Genomic DNA, 15,024 nt, shown 5'->3' with positions numbered 1-15,024 from the left:
CCGCCCATTCATGGGGCGCGGGGCATCAAGTGACGTCCCGTCACTTTAATCCGGCCGGTCGGAGGGGTCGAGAGCCCCCCCGGTCAAGGGACCCTCAGCGCCCCGCGGGGCGGTCCCGACGCTCGAGCCGATAGCGGATCGTCATGCGGCTCGGTACCTTCGGATCCCCCTCCATCTGGAGCAGGCCCACGGTGCCTTCGCGGGTCAGGAAGACGAACGTGTCGGGATGTTCCGAGTAAAGATCGCCGGTAGTCGACATCTGGGCGATGCGAGGCTCGCGGAGCGGTGTGCGATCCAGGATCTCCCCGGCCTTTTCGAGGGTCAGGTCGTCGAACGCGTCGGGGCTGATGCGTGCGGAGGTCATCCCGAGTCCGTCGAGTTGGTGGTGGATCTTCGCTCCCGGCTTCGGGGGCTGGGCCGCAACGCTTTCCGACGTCACTTCGCCCTCGACCTCAGGCCTGCACGCGAGCAGGTCCAGGCCTTGCTCGCGGGACCAGCGGTTGAATCCCTCGTTACTGAGCATGCCATGCTCGTTCGCCAGTTCCTCGGGCTTCAGGAAGTCGGGCGGGCTCGATCTTCGGCCGGTCTCGAGGTCGAGCAGGCATTCTCGCCCGGATTTTGAAGCCTCAAGGCTCGTGGTGACGACCTCGCCGAAGGGCGTGCCTCCCCGATCCGTGCGGCCCGGCAACGCGGCCGACCCGGATTTCGAATCAGAAGTTGCAGACTCCCACATGCGATAGCGGAGGCGGCATCGATCGCCTTGCAGCTCCTTGGGGAGCATCTGAATGATGCCGCGTCCCCCTACGCGGGTCGTGAAAAGATAAGTCGCCAATTCGCCACCAGCCGGGACCTTTTCGGAGGGTGAGGTCAAATCCTTCGCCTCCTCGCCGATCTGCAGCGGCTTGCCCTCGCGGACCTCGTCCTCGATGGTCTCCCATCGACCGTTGTCGACTCGCCAGAGCTGGAGATCGATGGCGGAGGGCGTCTGATGTTGTCGAAGGTCGATTCCATTTCGACGGGTCCACTCCGCATAGGGCCGCTCGTCGTTCGGGGCATGTTCCGACGCCTTCATCCCCTCGAATAAGGAGAAGGCCCGGCCGGCGTCGAAATCTACGGATGAATCTCGGTTGGCATAAGGCATCGGGCTCAGTCGTAGCGTGCGTACCGGTCCGAGGCGGACCCCCGGCCCCGTGGGGAAGAGCGGCCCGTATCGGGCGATGCCCGCCTTCTCGACGAGGTCTTCTTCTCGCTTCGGAGGCTCGACAGCCTGCAACTCCTCTTGCGTGGTGAATTCCCGGAAATGCCCGGCCCACCAGGTCCTCCATCGTTCCTGACATTGCTCGAACGAGACTTTGGCCCGGGTTTGCTGCTCGGGGGAACCCTCCAACTGGATGAAGCGGACATCATTGCCGGCCTTATCGCGGTAGTCTGCGTGCCTGGTGATCGACTCGAGCGCCGTGAGGATTTCGTCGACGGGCCTGCCGCTGTTGACCGGCTCCGACTGATGCAGCTTGCGCATCTCTTGATAAGTTTGATGGTCCAGCATGAACTCCTGCAGGTCGCGGTCGAGGATGAAGAAGGCGCAGTTGGAGCCGGGGGGGCGGAGCGTCTTGGGGATCGCCCGGATCAGGGCCGGGACGGCGCGAGGGTCGCCGATCGCGCGGAGTGCGAAGCCCAAAGACCGGAGCGTGGCATCCCGGTCCGTGCGGTCGAGCTCGGCGATGAGCTCGGGCACGGCGTCCTTGCCGATCGCGGCGAGCTCACGGATCGTCCGGGCCCACTCCTCGTCGCGGCTGAAGACCTGATAGGTGCGGAAGAAGTAGATCAGCTCCCGGGCCCGCTGCGCACGAGCCTCGGCGTTGGGTATCACTCCCTGCGAGGCTTTCGCCGGTTCGACATCCTGCCTCGCCGCCGCCTGCCTCAGCAAGTGGCCGCCGGCCGCGAGCAGGCCGAGGGAGACGAACACCAGGGCCGACGCCTTCAATCGAGTCATGAATAGGCTCCTCAAGAATCCTTCCGAGAGCGTTGCGATGGACGCCGAGACGGTCCCGACATTCAAGCCGCCGTGCGACACCGCCCGGAGGGTGGCGTCCACGAGCGGGGCGGGCAGGGGAGGTGCCACGATCGACGGATCCGGCACGGCCCCCAGGAATCCGGCCCCCGACAGCACCGACCCGTGCCGGGCGAGCCTGGCCTTGAGCAATTTCCGGCCGCGCGCGAGCCGGACGCCGATCGTCCCGACCGGGCAGTCGAGTCGGGTGGCGGCCTCCTGATACGTGAGCCCTTCGAGGTGGTAGAGGATGATCGGGACCCGATACCGCGCCGGCAGCCTGTCCAGTTCCTCGTCGAGCCACTCCATCGCGTCCCGGCGACGACCCTCGGCCTCCGGGTCGGTGGCCGGCTCGACCTCGCGATCCAGCCGCCGGGCCCTCTCCCGGAGCGCGACCGCCCTGGCCCTCGCGGCGACCCTCCGGCTCACCCCGTGCAGCCAGGGGCCGAGCGACTCGCCGAAGCGGAACGCCCCGACCCTCCGGAAGAACACGATGAACGTGGCCTGGAACGCATCCTCGACGTCGTTGGGGTCGTCGAGATACCGGCGGCAGACCCCCAGCACCATCGGCCCATGCCGCCTGACGATCGCCTCGAATGCGACCTCGGCCGCGTGTGAGGCCCTCTCCGACTCCTGCCGCCGCTCCAGGAACTGCCTGACGAGCTCGTCGTCCGACATCCCCGCGGACGTCCCCACCGAGAAGAGTGCATCCAGATCTCTCCGATCGCTCATCCTGCCGTCCTCTGCCTGTCCTGACTCCCCGCGTCGCCCGTCACCCATGCTATGCACCCCGGACCCCTGCAAATTTCCTGACTTTACCGGATTGCAGGTTTTGAGGTGCCGGGTATCCGGCCGGCGACTCTCTCGTCATCCTTTTTGTTACCACACAAGAGGATGCCGAGATGGACGCGCGGCCGGATACCCGGCGAGTCGATCGTGGACCAAAACCCGCATAGGCGGGCACGGCCCTGGAACTGTTCCCCACCGGCTTCGGCCGTGACTATCGCCTCCGCGGATTCGGCCGCCCGTCCCGCAAGCTCGACGGCCTGTGAAGCTCCGCAAGCTCATCATGGCCGACGGCCGTTCCTACTGGCTCCGCCCCAGCTCCATCGCCGGCTACATGGCCGGCACCACCGACGAGTTGGCCTACCCGCTGCTCCTGGCGGTCCACGGCGTCCCCGCCCGGCTGCTGGCGGTCGGCTTCGGGCACGGCGAGATGGACTGGCATCGACTGGCCGAGCGACTGGGGCGGAGCAGCCTGGTGGGCACGACCTTCCGCGACCCGTCCCGGCTGCCGGCGCACCTCGCCGCCGACGAGCACCACGCCGATTGGGCCGGCGAGAAGGGCCATGTCGCCACGACCGTCGGCGGGGGCTGCCTGCTGGGCGTGGCCCTGACGTCCTCGGCCGATGACGACCACCTCCGCCGGGCCTACGGCATCTTCGCCGCCGAGGCCCGTGACGTCGAGCCGGGATACGCCCCCGAGACGGTCAACGCCGATGGTCGGGCGGCGACGCGCAACGCCTTCCTCCGGCTGTTCCCGACCGTCGCGGTGATCCTCTGTTTCCTGCACGGGTTCCTCAAGGTCCGCGACCGCTGCCGCAAGGCCCACGACCTGCACCGCCGGATCTGGGAGGTGTACCGGGCCGCCGACGCTGGAGAGTTCCGAATCCGGATGGGACACGCTCCGGAGTAGGTGCGCCGAGCGGACCTGGACCGCGCCGGTGCGCGAGGCGCTGGAGAAGCTGGAGGGCAAGACGGCGGCCTATGCGGCGGCCTATGACCACCCGGGCTGCCACCGCACGAGCGACGCGGTAGACCGGCCGATGAACCGGCTCTGCCGGCTGATCTATGCCGGCCGGGGCCTGCACGGCCATCAGGGTTCGTCCGAGCGGCGGCTGAGGGGCTGGGCGCTGTTACAGAACTTCCGGCCCTACGCCCCGAGGGGAAGGTGCCTCGTCCTTTCGACAGCCCGGCCAATCGGCTCAACGGCAAGCGTTATCATGAACACTGGCCGCACAACCTGATGGTTTCGACCTCACGGATGGGCTTCAGAGCCCCGAAACCTGCAATCCGGTAGAGTCAGGAAATTTCAACGATGTCTTCGGGCGATTGCAAGGTGACTGGCCGGGCGGGCCCCGGCCATCGCTAGCAGGGCCGGGATCGGGGTCCCGCGCCCGTTGTCGGCGATTGACCACCGACGCCCGAGGAGTAGACTGGCCCTTTGAGGGGACCGGGTCGTTTCCCACGTTCGATCACCAGAAGGAGAGGAGCACGGCTATGTCTGACGGCTCGCAGAATCTTTCTCGGCGTGACATGATGCGGCTCGGGGCGACGGGGGTCGCGGCGGCTGGCATGACCGGCCTGCCGGTTCTGGCGGACGAGAAGGGGGCGCCCGACAAGCTGCCGAGGCGGCGATACGGCCGCACCGGTCTCGAGATCGGCTGGCTCGTGGGGGCGTCCGACTGGACCAAGGAGCTCATCCCCAGGGCGGTGAACGCCGGGGTCAACTACTGGCACAAGGCCCACGTCTGGCGCGCCGAGACGCTCCCGCCGGCCATCAAGGCCCAGCCGAGGGAGTCGTACTACCTCGAGTGCGTCGTGGACCGCGTGAACGGGGACCACAATCGCGGCAGCATCGACGAGGAGCAGCACTACCAGTTCGTCAAGACCCGGCTGAAGGAGGCAGGCGTCGGGTATTACGACGTCTTCAAGTTCCACTTCGGCTATCACTCCGTGGAGGAGGCGAAGCAGAACACGGGGATGGTCCGGGCCTTCGAGCGGCTCAAGAAGGAGGGGCTGGTCAAGCACCTGGCCATCTCGCAGCACCACTACAACGCGATCGGCGGGGACATGGCCTGGGAGATCCTGGATTACCTGGCCGACAATCGCCCGTATGACGCGACCCAGTTCTTCTACACCTATGACGATCGCAAGGAGGTGCAGGAGTGGATCGACGTGGCGAAGAAGAAGGACATCGGGACCATCGCCATGAAGACGATGGGGGGCGTCGGGCGGGCCTCGCACGACGAGAAGTTCATGAAGCTCCTAGCCGACCCGAAGTATCGGGGGAGCACCCCCGGCGCGGCGATGGTGAAGTGGCTGAGGTCGAATGACAACCTGACCGCCGCGGTGATCGCGACCAGGAATTTCGACCAGTTCCGCGAGAACGCGGGGGCGGCCGCCGGCCTGGCCATGACCCCGCAGGACAACGCCGCGCTCGCCCTGCTGTCCGGCTACAACAAGGGCCTGACCTGCCTGCTCTGCGCGCAGTGCGTCACCGACTGTCCCGATCACATCGCGATCGCGGATATCTTCCGGTACGAGCGTTATGCCCGCGACTATCAGGACGTCGAGCGGGCGCGGAGGGAGTATGCCGGCCTGACGAAGAACGGCACGTCCTGCGTCGGCTGCGGCGATTGCCTGCCGGCCTGCTCGCAGGGGATCGATATCGCCGCGAAGCTGAGGGACGTGCACCGGCTCCTGGGCTAATGACCGTCGCGGCCCCCTCGCGGACGATCCCCCGACATCCCCCTCGCTCCCCTCGAGGAGCGAGGGGCCTCAAGGCCCGCCGCGCCGGGTCGTCGGCCGCCATCGATTCCGCCCGGCCCCGTCGGGCCGATCGAGGGCCATACTTCGCCAGGAGCCCGAGGATGGCGCCCTTGTCCGGGCTCGCGATGGCATCAATAGATATGCGAACAAGACCAGTTTCCGCGCCGGCCGCGAGGAAAACCGCGGTCGATTCCAGATTTGACGGGTATTTGAGTAGACTCTCGTGCAACGACGTGATGATTTCATCATTCTTCGATGGCTCAAGAGGGATTCCGGGGTGATGAGGAATTCGTCGTTCGGCTCTGCTAGGATCGAGGGCCTTGGACCTCTCTGACCGACATCGCGATCGGTACCGCGAGCCCCCATCATGGTGAACATCCGGGACCTCTTCGACGACGCCAAGTGCTTCCCGACCGTCCGCGATTTGCGGTGGCCCGATGGCGTCGCCTGCCCCTCGTGCGGTTCGGCCTCGGCCGTCAGGAATGGCCGCGACGACACCCAGCCCGACCGCCGGCGGTACGAGTGCCATGGCTTTCGCAAGCGGTTCGATGACCTCACCGGCACGAACTTCGCCGGCCACCATCAGCCGCTGCGGACCTGGGTCGCCTGCTTATATCTCATGGGCCTGAACCTCTCTGGTTTGCAGGTCGCCCGCGAGCTCGGCGTCGACAAGTCCGACGCCCGCGACATGATCACGACCCTCCGCCGGGGGATCGTCGCAGGCACTCCACCGGAGACGCTCTCCGGCGAGGTCGAATGCGACGAGGTCTACGTCGTGGCCGGGCACAAGGGCCATCCCGAGGCGGTCAGAAAAAAAGGGCGGCTTGGCCGACGGCGACGCCTGAGAGGGGCCCCGGGGCGGGGGACGCTCGAGGAGGTGAAGCCGCCGATCTTCGGCATGCTGCAGCGCGGCGGGCGGGTCGTGATCCGGATGCCGGAGGACGTGAAGCAGGCGACGATCCGGATGCTGATCGATGCGACGATCGCGCCGGGGACGCTGGTCCACACCGACGAGGACGACATCGACAGCCGGCTGGAGGGGTGGGGATATCGGCATAAGACGGTGTGTCACGGGAGGGGCAGATACGCCCGGGATGAGGACGGCGACGGCTTCCATGAGGTCCACGTGAACACGATGGAAGGGTTCTGGTCGCTCCTGCGGAGTTGGCTCCGCCCGCACCGCGGGATCCCGCAGGAATCGCTGCCGTTGTACCTGGCATTCTTCCAGTTCGTGCACAACGCCCGTGCCCGCGGGAGGGCACTCCTCGGTGCCCTCATCGCCCAATTGCTGGCACCACCCTGGAATCCATCTTGAGCCTCAAGCTTTTCGAGGTGGCTGGGTCCCTTTAGGGTCGTCCAGGGCGCCCGGGCCGGAGGCAAGCACCGGTCAGTCGCTTGATGGGCAAACCGACTGCATCAGCTTTGAATCCCTCATGAGCCGCCAATGATAGGGTTGAGCGAGATCCGGCTGCGTCAGAGGCCTATCGTGGTGCGATATGCGGCGTCGGCCGTCTTCGTCGGGCTGGCAGTGCTCGCCCGATGGGCCCTGGCGCCGATCCTGAGCGACCGGCAACCATTCCCCACATTCTACGTCTCCGTGACCGCGGCCGCCTGGTGGGGGGGCCTGCGTCCCACGCTCTTCGCCATCGTTTTGGGCTACCTCGCGGCCGACTGGTTCTTCATCTCGCCTCACAACGCATTCTCGGCATTGAATCTCGCCAACACAGGCATCTACTTCTTCGTGGGCCTATCCATCGCCTTCTTCACTCAGATGATGCACCTCGCCCAGGATCGGGCCGAGGTGAACGCGGCCAGGGCCAACGAGAGGCAGAGCGAGCTCGAACAGGAGATCGTCGAGCGGCGCAGGGTCGAACTGGAGAGGGAACGCCTCTTCGATGAGCTGAGGAACGCTCAAGAACGACTCGAGGCGGTGCTGCGTCAGATGCCGGCCGGCGTGATCATCGCGGAGGCTCCTTCCGGCGACATCATGCTCACCAACGAGCAGGCGGGGCAGATCTGGCGGGGGCCCCTCGCCATGACCGAGGGCGGGGGAGGTCACCTGATCGACGAGCTTCGCGCCAAGGACGGCCATCCCTATTTGCGGCACGAATGGCCGCTCTCCCGGACGTTAGCCACCGGCGAGGTCGTCAGCAACGAGGAAGTGCGGTTCCCGCAAGGCGACCGCGGGTGGGGAACCGTGCTCGTCAGTTCCTCCCCGATCCGTCATCCTGACGGCTCCATCGTGGCCGTCGTGGCGGTCCTCTACGACATCACGGCCCGGAAACGCTCCGAGGATGCCCTGAGAATCGCCCATGAGGAACTGGAGACCCGCGTGGCCGAACGGACCGCCGACTTGGCCAAGGCGAACGAATCGCTCAGGGCCGAGGTCATCGAGAGGCGGCTGGCCGAGCAGACGCGGAATGACCTGCTCCGCCGCCTCGTCACCGTGCAGGAGGAGGAACGCGGCCGGATCGCGCGCGAACTCCACGACCAGATGGGCCAGCAACTGACGGCCCTCAAGCTCGGGCTGGAAGCCCTCGGCCCGCTCGATGATCCGCCAGTTGATGCGCCGGATCGCCTGCGTAATCTGCTCGAGCTCACTCGCCAGCTCGGGCATGATATGCACAGGATCGCCTGGGAGTTGGGGCCGGCGGCCCTGGAAGAGCTCGACCTCCCGACGGCCCTCTCGATCTACGCGGATGAATGGTCGGGGCTCTCTCGGGTCGCGGTCCAGTTCCAATGCCTCGGCGAATGGGAGGGCCGCCTCTCCACCCAGGCCGAATCGACGCTATATCGGGTCGTCCAGGAGGCCCTGACCAACGTCGCCAAGCATGCTCACGCCGGCCGGCTCAGCCTCATCCTGGACCGACGCGACAATGAGGTCCTGGTCGTCGTCGAGGACGACGGGCTTGGTTTCGACGCCGAGGCCTTGAACGAACCCTCGGCATCGGAGAAGCGACTGGGCCTGATCGGGATGAAGCAGCGTGTGGACGCATTGGCCGGCGTCTTCCAACTCGAATCCGTGCCGGGCGGCGGCACAACGGTGTTCGCCCGAATTCCCCTCCTCGACGCGACCGGGAGAAGGCTCGGTGAATAAGCTGCGAATCCTGCTCGTCGACGATCATACCGTCGTGAGAGAAGGCTTGAGGTCCCTCATCAACGGGCAGGCCGATCTCGAGGTCGTGGGAGAGGCCGCCGACGGCCATGCCGCCTGCGCGAAGGCGATGGAGCTGTTGCCGGATGTCATCGTCATGGACGTCTCCATGCCCGGGTTGTCGGGCGACGAGGCGACGGAACGATTGAAGCGGGAGAGGCCGGAGGTCCGGATCCTCGCCCTGACCGTGTTCGAGGATAAGGGCCACCTCAGGAAGTTGCTCAGGGCGGGGGCCTCGGGCTATATACTCAAGCTCGCCACGAGCGAGGAGCTGATCCGCGCGATCCGCGTCGTCGCCTCGGGCTCCGTCTACCTCGACCCTGTCCTGGCCGGTAAGGTCGTCGACGACATCGTCCAGGATGGGCACGAGCCGAGGAAGGGCGACGCAACCCGGCTGACCGAGCGAGAATCGCAGGTCATCCTCCGGGTGGCCCAGGGCTTCAGCAACAAGGAAATCGGGGCACAACTCGAGATCAGCGTCAAGACCGTGGAGACCCACAAGCTCCGCTCCATGGAGAAGCTGGGGCTGAGGAGTCGCGCGGAAGTCGTCCAGCACGCCCTCCGCCAGGGTTGGTTGGGTAGCAGCTGATCCCTCGGGCGCATGATTGCCGCAATCGCGAGCCCCGGTTCCTCCGCGGGACATCAGGGAATTCCCTGAGTCGTGTAAGCCATCGGCCTACTCTTCGCCTCGCGGAATACTCAGGCATTTCTCGCATCCTGCCGATCGCCCCAACCTCGCCCCTCCCGGATACTTAATTGGAGAGCCCGAGGGCACCGAGGGTGGGCCGGCTCAAGGCGTACTTTTCGCCGCCCGGCCTTCCCGCTCGGGCCAGTGCCCTTCGACGCGCGTCCACTTCTTGATGAATGCAGGCCCCGGCCGCGTGCCATTCCGATCACCTTGCGGAGTGAATGACTTGCTTGATCACAAACTCCATGATCTTTGAATCTTAACCCGGCGGGCGATGCCGCCCGTCGGCCGGCCCCGTGTTCCCCTCTCGTCGGCTATCCGGCCCGCACCTTGAACGCGCCGGCGGAGGGGACACGGCGGCCATCGCCCGGTCATCGCGATCGGGACGAGCCGACCGCCCACATCCATTTCTAACGGGCGCCAACCGAGGAGGACTGGCATCGGCCATCTCACTTCGGATCGTTCCTCGGCGATGGCCCCGGTCTCCTCCAGGAGTCGAGCCAGTACCATGAAACTCATCATCAATCGCGGAAAGGCGAGCGGAAAGGCGATCACGATCACCTCGAGGAGCTTCCTCATCGGCCGCGACTCGGCATGCCAGCTCCGCCCCCTGAGCGAGGAAGTCAGCCCGCGTCATGCCGAACTCCGGATACGGCCCGGCCTCGCAATGATCGCAGACCTCGGCAGCGCGAACGGCACGCGGGTCAACGGGCGACGGCTCACCGGCCCGGTCTCGCTCCGGAGCGGCGATCGCATCGAGATCGGCCCCTTGTCGGTGACCGCGATGCTGGAGGAGCAGGGTCGGCCCTGGCGCAAGAGGGGACTCTCCGAGGATCAGATCGCGGCATGGCTATCCGACGAATCAGAAGGGGCCGAAGAAGACCCGGGCCTCGAACCCGGGGCTGAAGGGAGCCGGCCCCAATCCGCGCGCGGAGATCGCCGGGCCGCCGCCGAGGCCGACTCCGCCGCCTTCGACCTGCTCAAGGAAATGTCCGTTCGCCGAGGATAAAACGCCTCCCGCCCGAATACCGGCCTGTAGCAGAACGGCCCGTGCGGCCGAGCAGCCCCGCCTCGACGCGGCCGCCCCATGGCGGCCGCTCCGAACAAATGCCGGCCCAAATCTCCGGAGTCGAAATTCATGTGGAATCGGAGCCTCCTGCACGAGTTGATCGCCGGCGGCCTGAAGGGCCAGCGGCTCATCGTCGTTGCCAATCGCGAACCTTACATCCACCGATATGTCGGGGATGTCGTCGAATGCATGCGCCCGGCCAGCGGGATGGCGACCGCGCTCGACCCGATGATGCAGGCCTGCGGCGGGACCTGGGTGGCCCACGGCTCGGGGGACGCCGATCGGCTGACGGTGGACGCCGACGACCGCGTGAGGGTGCCCCCGGAGAGCCCTCGGTACACGCTGCGGCGGGTCTGGCTGACCAAGGAGCAGGAGGAAGGCTATTATCACGGCCTGGCCAATAGCGGCCTGTGGCCCTTGTGCCACGTCGTCTTCACGCGGCCGAGCTTCGATCCCGCGCACTGGCGGGCCTATCGGGAGGTCAATGAGGTCTTCGCGGAGGCCATCCTGCGCGAGGCGGACGGCGGCCCGGCCATCGTCTTCATCCAGGATTACCACTTCGGCCTGCTGCCCCGGATCCTCAAGCGGCGCAATCCGCAACTGACCGTGGCCCAGTTCTGGCACATCCCCTGGCCCAACCCCGAGACATTCCGGGCGTTCCCATGGAAGGAGGAACTGCTCGACGGGATGCTCGGCAATGATCTCCTGGGATTCCACCTCGGCTATCACTGCCAGAACTTCCTCGAGACCGTCGACAGGAACCTCGAGGCCAGGACGGACCGCGAGGTGATGGAAGTGCTGCGATCGGGGCACTCGACCAGGGTCCGGCCGTTCCCGATCAGCATCGACTTCGAGAGGCAGGAGGCCCTGGCGTCGAGCGCCGAGGTCGAACACGAGGCCATCCGCTGGCGTCATCGCCTGAAGCTCGAGAGGAAGGTCCTGGGACTCGGGATCGAACGCATCGACTACACCAAGGGGATCCCCGAGCGGCTCAGGGCCATCGACAGGTTCCTCGAGACCGCGCCGGAGTATCGCGGGCGGCTCGTCTACTTCCAGGCCGGGGTGCCCAGCCGCGGCCACATCCGCGCCTACCAAGACCTCGACGACGAGATCGATAGCCTCGTCGAGCAGATCAATTGGAAGTGGGGGGCGGGCGCCTGGCGGCCGATCGTCTACGAGAAGCGCCACTTCAATCAAACCGAGATGATCGCGCTCCATCGCCTGGCGCATTTCTGCATCGTGAGCTCCCTGCACGACGGGATGAATCTCGTGGCGAAGGAGTTCGTCTCCAGCCGCGTCGATGAGGATGGGGCCCTGATCCTCAGCCGGTTCACCGGGGCGGCCCGCGAGCTGACCGACGCCATACAGGTCAACCCATTCGCGATCGAGGAGATTACCGGCGCGATCCGAGATGCCCTGGACATGCCCCGGGCGGAGCGGGTCCGCCGCATCCGGCGCATGCGCGAGATCGTCGCGGAGAATAACGCCTACCGCTGGGCCGGGAAGATCGTCTCGACGCTCCTGCGCCTCGACGCGGACGAGGCCAGGCCCCCCGCCGCTCGTCGGGAGGTCGACTACTCATCTCTCAACGGGGAGCCCGATGTCAGGACCATCTCCTCTGTCCGAAGCCTTGGATGAGATCCGCGAGACGGTGCGCGCCTCGGATCGCATCTTCCTCTTCCTGGACTTCGATGGGACCCTCTCGCCCATCGCGCCGACGCCGGATGCCGCGCGCCTCCCGGAGGGGACTCGCACAATCCTGGAGGAATTATCCAGGCGACCCGACTATGTCATCGCCATCGTGAGCGGTCGCGGCCTCGACGACGTCCGAGACCGCGTCGGGATCGAGGGGCTCTTCTATGCCGGGAATCACGGGCTCGAGATCCGCGGGGGCGGGATGAGCTTCAACGAGCCGTCGGCGTCGGAGTTGCGTAGCCGGCTGGCGCTCATCCATCAAAAACTCAAGGGGCGCCTCAGCTCGATCCCGGGCATCCTGGTCGAGTCCAAGGGGCTATCGGCATCGGTCCATTATCGCCAGGCCTTCGCGATGCACTTCCGGGAGATCGAGGATTCGATCCGGGCCTTGGTCTCCGAAGGCCACCCGGATTTCGCGGTCTCGCCGGGGAAGATGGTCTGGGAGGTCCGCCCCCGGGTCGGATGGCACAAGGGTCGCGCCGTGCGATGGCTCCTCGAGCAGCTCTGGGCGGAAAAAAGCATCACGATTTACATCGGCGATGACGTCACGGACGAGGATGCGTTCAAGGAAGTAGGGCCTCGATTCAGCATCCGCGTCGGCGAGGACCGTTCAACCGAGGCCGCTTATTGCATCCGAGACACAAAGCGTGTGGCTAGCTTCCTTCTCTGGCTCTCGATCGTCTCGCGGAGGGAGGACGGTCGTGGACTACGACGATCCGGCCCCTCTGCAGATCCCGAGGCATTCGGATAGTCGAAGTGCGTTCGGTTTGGCGATGTCGCGACGCGGTGAATTTGCGGTCCCGCTCAAGACGATCGCGGAATCGGTCGTGCAAGAAGGCGTTCCTCCGCGGCGACCCATGCAACCCACCCTGTCCGAGCTCGCACAGGAGCGTGCAAGAATAGGAAGAGATCATGGAGCCTTTCCCCGAAGATCTCCTCGCATTCATGACTTTGAATATCGAGTCGGTCGAGCAGCTCGAGATCCTGCGACTCCTGGGAGAAGACCTGGCCAGGGACTGGGACGCTGCCTCATTGTCCATCCGGTTCCAGGCCACACCCTTTCTCGTAGGGCGTCATCTCACATCACTGACCGCGCGGGGGTTGATCCATCCCTCGACGAGGGTTGGATTGTAATACAATGATTTCTCCCATTAGATAGTCATCGCTCCAGCCGCATCCACGACGCTTCATCGCCACGCTCTCGCGCCCGGGGTGCCGGTTCAGCAGCAACAAGCTGAATCGGTTCAGCCACGCCAGGTTCTCGCGAAGGTGCCTCTCCCGCACTCGTGACTCATCCTCGCGGTACGTCACGTCCAGGGTCCAGTAGCAGCCGTTCTCCACGCCCCAATGCGATCGGACCTCATGCGAGAACGCCTTCGCGTCCGCGCCCACCGGCATGCCGTTGGGCAGCGGCAGGACGGAGACGAGGAGTCCCTCCTTGATCTCGGCCCACCTGGCGATGGCCATCGGCCCGGAGGCCCCGGCCAGGACGGCGATGCGAACGCAGAGTGGGGGGATGCGACCCGCATGGCGAACCTCCGGGGTGATCACTGGTCGAGTCCACCGGTCTCAACCAGGGATGCCGGGCGTCCAGAGAGCAGTCACTTCGGCCCGCTTCCCTCGGGCCGGGCGAGCAGGGGGCGTGCGGGTTCGCACTCGGGCCCGCACGAGGGCGCGGAGATGCCCTCGGGCCTTCGCTTGTGCCGCGAAGGCACGAGGGCTCCTTTCGAGATGAGGGGGGATCGATCAGGGGATCGACCGCCTCCCGGGGAGGGCCTTGCGCAGCATGGCCATGATCCCCAGGCCGAGCACGGCGAAGGTCGAGGGCTCGGGGACGGCGGAGATCTGGATCGTGGCGATCAGGTCGTCCGACGAGATCAGGTGGGAGATGTCGTAACCCTTCGGTGTGGCCTTACCGAGGATGCTATTCAGGTAGGCGCTCGGGTCGGTCGCCCCGCCGAAGACGGGCGAGATGACACCGTTCTGATCCACGTGATCCGCGGCGTTGTCGCCCACGACGAACGCGGCGCCGAACTGGATGTTGTTGACCTCGGTCCCCGCGTCCCAGACGTTGTGGCCGAAGATCTGGATCGTCGTGGGTCCGACGAAATGGCCGCCCGCGTCGAAGAGCTGGAAACCCTTCGCGTCGGAGTTGCCTAGGAAGAAGTCGTTCGACGGGACCACCATCGCGCCGAAATTCAGGTAGCGGTCGGTCGCCGGGTTGGCGACGTCGAGGACCGTCGAAGCCGACGACCCGGGCGTCAACTGCGTCGTGCCCGCGAGGGCCTGCGAACCCTGGCCGGCGAATGCGGCCGACAACTTTGAGGAGTCCCCCAACTCGGCGAGGGCTTGCAGGGAAGACGAGGCCGTCGACCCGGGGCTGAACGTCGCAACGCTCCCATCCTGGGCGGCGAGCCAGAGCGGCGACAGGGCGAACCCGCCCGGGGCCTGGTCGTTCGTCACCGTGATCTGGAGCGGGGCGGCGGACCCCGTGCGGGATGCGGCCAGGGTGACGACGAAAGAGGCCGAGAGGGCGGCCCATCGGGCTCGCCTGGTGCGGACGCTGTTGATCATGGCGTACTCCTTTCGAAAAGGCGGTGGCGGGAGATCCCATTTTCGAGGGGAAATCGCAGGTGCCGGCCGCTCCTCGGCCGACGACGGGCGATTAGTCGTCGGGACCTCGCCAATCTGTCCGAATAATCCCCGGAATCGTGAAAATCGGAACCCAGAGCTGAATCGAGTGGACATGGGTATCGTCCAGGCCCTCCCGAAGGCGTGAGGTGCCCACGAACATCCCACGGCTGTTCGTGGCCGCC

12 protein-coding genes are annotated in these 15,024 nt (G+C 66.1%); 9 read left to right on the top strand and 3 right to left on the bottom strand.

Features of this window, described 5'->3' with window-relative positions:
- Positions 1-94 precede the first annotated feature (94 nt).
- A complete protein-coding gene (locus tag ACOYYX_RS39295) occupies positions 95-2,782 on the bottom strand; it encodes a sigma-70 family RNA polymerase sigma factor (protein WP_422931823.1) in 2,688 nt (895 codons plus the stop codon).
- 316 nt (positions 2,783-3,098) lie between these two features.
- Here ACOYYX_RS39295 and ACOYYX_RS39290 point away from each other — a divergent pair, with 316 nt between their 5' ends.
- From ACOYYX_RS39290 to otsB, 9 genes are all read left to right on the top strand, one after another.
- Complete coding sequence (locus ACOYYX_RS39290; protein WP_422931822.1) at positions 3,099-3,746, top strand: hypothetical protein; 648 nt, start codon at positions 3,099-3,101, stop codon at positions 3,744-3,746.
- A 28-nt stretch (positions 3,747-3,774) separates the two neighbouring features.
- Entirely contained in the window at positions 3,775-4,077 is a 303-nt protein-coding gene (locus ACOYYX_RS39285) for a hypothetical protein (protein WP_422931821.1), read from the top strand.
- Positions 4,078-4,330: 253 nt separating this feature from the next.
- Positions 4,331-5,542 (top strand): aldo/keto reductase, encoded by a 1,212-nt coding sequence (locus ACOYYX_RS39280; protein WP_422931820.1) that lies wholly within the window; start codon positions 4,331-4,333, stop codon positions 5,540-5,542.
- A gap of 427 nt (positions 5,543-5,969) precedes the next feature.
- Complete coding sequence (locus tag ACOYYX_RS39275; protein WP_422931819.1) at positions 5,970-6,917, top strand: IS1595 family transposase; 948 nt, start codon at positions 5,970-5,972, stop codon at positions 6,915-6,917.
- A 129-nt stretch (positions 6,918-7,046) separates the two neighbouring features.
- Positions 7,047-8,699: an ATP-binding protein gene (locus ACOYYX_RS39270; protein WP_422931818.1), complete on the top strand. Its 1,653-nt coding sequence runs from the start codon at positions 7,047-7,049 to the stop codon at positions 8,697-8,699.
- Positions 8,692-9,345, top strand: a complete 654-nt coding sequence (locus ACOYYX_RS39265) for a response regulator (protein ID WP_422931817.1) — start codon at positions 8,692-8,694, stop codon at positions 9,343-9,345. Before ACOYYX_RS39270 ends, ACOYYX_RS39265 begins: the two co-directional genes overlap by 8 nt.
- Positions 9,346-9,952: 607 nt before the next feature.
- Positions 9,953-10,453 (top strand): FHA domain-containing protein, encoded by a 501-nt coding sequence (locus tag ACOYYX_RS39260; protein ID WP_422931816.1) that lies wholly within the window; start codon positions 9,953-9,955, stop codon positions 10,451-10,453.
- Between the two features lie 129 nt (positions 10,454-10,582).
- The gene (locus ACOYYX_RS39255) at positions 10,583-12,151 is read left to right on the top strand and encodes an alpha,alpha-trehalose-phosphate synthase (UDP-forming) (RefSeq protein WP_422931815.1); all 1,569 of its coding nucleotides are present in this window, start codon (positions 10,583-10,585) and stop codon (positions 12,149-12,151) included.
- Positions 12,114-12,959, top strand: a complete 846-nt coding sequence (otsB, locus tag ACOYYX_RS39250) for a trehalose-phosphatase (RefSeq protein WP_422931814.1) — start codon at positions 12,114-12,116, stop codon at positions 12,957-12,959. The genes ACOYYX_RS39255 and otsB overlap by 38 nt, the downstream gene beginning before the upstream one ends.
- Positions 12,960-13,291: 332 nt before the next feature.
- Here the strand turns inward: otsB and ACOYYX_RS39245 are convergent, their stop codons facing one another.
- Positions 13,292-13,759 carry a hypothetical protein gene (locus ACOYYX_RS39245; protein ID WP_422931813.1) on the bottom strand — a complete coding sequence of 156 codons (468 nt, stop codon included), beginning with the start codon at positions 13,757-13,759 and terminating at the stop codon, positions 13,292-13,294.
- Positions 13,760-13,954: 195 nt separating this feature from the next.
- Positions 13,955-14,782, bottom strand: a complete 828-nt coding sequence (locus ACOYYX_RS39240) for a spondin domain-containing protein (RefSeq protein ID WP_422931812.1) — start codon at positions 14,780-14,782, stop codon at positions 13,955-13,957.
- Positions 14,783-15,024 lie beyond the last annotated feature (242 nt).

It is taken from the genome of Singulisphaera chitinilytica, from assembly GCF_049331405.1.
Taxonomy (GTDB): domain Bacteria; phylum Planctomycetota; class Planctomycetia; order Isosphaerales; family Isosphaeraceae; genus PoT.
This window is presented reverse-complemented; position numbering and strand designations above follow the sequence as displayed.

What these genes read in the sequence shown, in the direction of transcription:
- ACOYYX_RS39295 (WP_422931823.1), bottom strand. Translation starts at nt 2,782, where the DNA reads ATGAGCGATCGGAGAGATCTGGATGCACTCTTCTCGGTGGGGACGTCC.
- ACOYYX_RS39280 (WP_422931820.1), top strand. Translation starts at nt 4,331, where the DNA reads ATGTCTGACGGCTCGCAGAATCTTTCTCGGCGTGACATGATGCGGCTC.
- ACOYYX_RS39275 (WP_422931819.1), top strand. Translation starts at nt 5,970, where the DNA reads ATGGTGAACATCCGGGACCTCTTCGACGACGCCAAGTGCTTCCCGACC.
- ACOYYX_RS39270 (WP_422931818.1), top strand. Translation starts at nt 7,047, where the DNA reads ATGATAGGGTTGAGCGAGATCCGGCTGCGTCAGAGGCCTATCGTGGTG.
- ACOYYX_RS39260 (WP_422931816.1), top strand. Translation starts at nt 9,953, where the DNA reads ATGAAACTCATCATCAATCGCGGAAAGGCGAGCGGAAAGGCGATCACG.
- ACOYYX_RS39255 (WP_422931815.1), top strand. Translation starts at nt 10,583, where the DNA reads ATGTGGAATCGGAGCCTCCTGCACGAGTTGATCGCCGGCGGCCTGAAG.
- otsB (WP_422931814.1), top strand. Translation starts at nt 12,114, where the DNA reads ATGTCAGGACCATCTCCTCTGTCCGAAGCCTTGGATGAGATCCGCGAG.
- ACOYYX_RS39240 (WP_422931812.1), bottom strand. Translation starts at nt 14,782, where the DNA reads ATGATCAACAGCGTCCGCACCAGGCGAGCCCGATGGGCCGCCCTCTCG.